Below are 1,371 nucleotides of genomic sequence, written 5' to 3' on the forward strand. Positions count from 1 at the left end.
TACTACAGCCGGGATCATCGGTGTTGTCGGCTGTTGAGGTTGGCATTCTGCGAGAGGATGCCGAGCATGACGACGGTTGCCGAGGCGGTGGGTTGGGATGGCGCTCTGGACGCGCTGGCGGCGCGGATCGCCCCGCGGTTCTGCCGGCCGGAGGCGCGCCGGCGGGCGCGCCAGTACTTGGCGGGTCTGCTGGCGCCGGTGGAGCGCAAGAACGGTTGGCAGTTGGCCGAGGCCGCCGGCGACGCCAGCCCGGACAGCGTGCAGGACTTCCTGGCGCGCATGCGCTGGGACGCCGACGCCGTGCGCGACGACCTGCGCGCCTACGTGGTCGAACATCTGGGCGATGCGCAGGCGGTGCTGGTGCTCGACGAGACCGGCTTCGTGAAGAAGGGTACGCGCTCGGTCGGCGTGCAGCGCCAGTACTCCGGCACCGCCGGGCGCATCGAGAACTGCCAGATCGGCGTGTTCCTTGGCTACGCCGGCCGGCATGGCCACGCGCTGATCGACCGCGCCTTGTACCTGCCGCAGTCCTGGGCCGGCGATGAGGAGCGCCGCCGCGCCGCCTGGGTGCCCGAGGCGGTGGCGTTCGCCACCAAGCCGAAGCTCGGCCTGGCGATGCTGGAGCGTGCGCTGGACGCCGGCGTGCCGTGCGCCTGGGTCGCCGCCGATAGCGTATACGGCGCCGACAGCGCGTTGCGCCACGCCCTGGAGCGGCGCCGGATCGGCTACGTGCTGGCGGTCACCAGCGGCCAGCGGCTGTTCCCGGGCACGGTGAGCGATTGGGTCGAGGAGGTGCCGGCGGACGGCTGGCAGCGGCTCAGCGCCGGTGACGGCTCCAAGGGGCCACGGCTGTACGACTGGGCGCATCTGCCGTTTCGCGGTGCCCCGGAGGGCTGGGGCAAGGGCCTGCTGATCCGGCGCCGCCTGGCGGATGGGGACCTGACCTTCTACTTCACCTTCGCGCCGGCCGGGACGGCGCTGACGGATCTGGTGCGGGTGGCCGGCACGCGCTGGACGATCGAGAGCGGCTTCGAGATGGCCAAGGGCGAGGTGGGGCTGGATCAGTACGAGGTGCGCTCGTGGACCGGCTGGCACCGGCACGTCACCCTGGCGATGCTGGCCCTGGCGTTTCTCACCGTGGTGCGCAAGGCCGCCATCGGGGGGAGAGGACCCGGCCGACCTGGCGGCCGAGCTGCTGCCATTGACCGTGCCGGAGGTCCGCCGCCTGCTGCACCGGCTTATCGCCCCGCCGCCACCCCCGCCCACCGCCGTTATCGCGTGGTCGCTCTGGCGACGACGACACCAGCAGCGGGCGCGGCGTTCACATTGGAAACGCCGTACCCAAACCGATAGAAAACGGCTGTAGTACTA

The 1,371-nt window shown here is 71.6% G+C and carries 1 protein-coding gene; it reads left to right on the top strand.

The window, feature by feature from the left end; genetic code table 11:
- Positions 1–66 precede the first annotated feature (66 nt).
- A complete protein-coding gene (locus ACSVDD_RS29665; RefSeq protein WP_448193000.1) occupies positions 67–1,353 on the top strand; it encodes an IS701 family transposase in 1,287 nt (428 codons plus the stop codon).
- The last annotated feature ends 18 nt before the right edge of the window (positions 1,354–1,371 follow it).

The sequence above is a fragment of the Azospirillum terrae genome (genome assembly GCF_053470425.1).

Coding starts and splice junctions, on each gene's coding strand:
- ACSVDD_RS29665 (WP_448193000.1), top strand. CDS start 67: ATGACGACGGTTGCCGAGGCGGTGGGTTGGGATGGCGCTCTGGACGCG.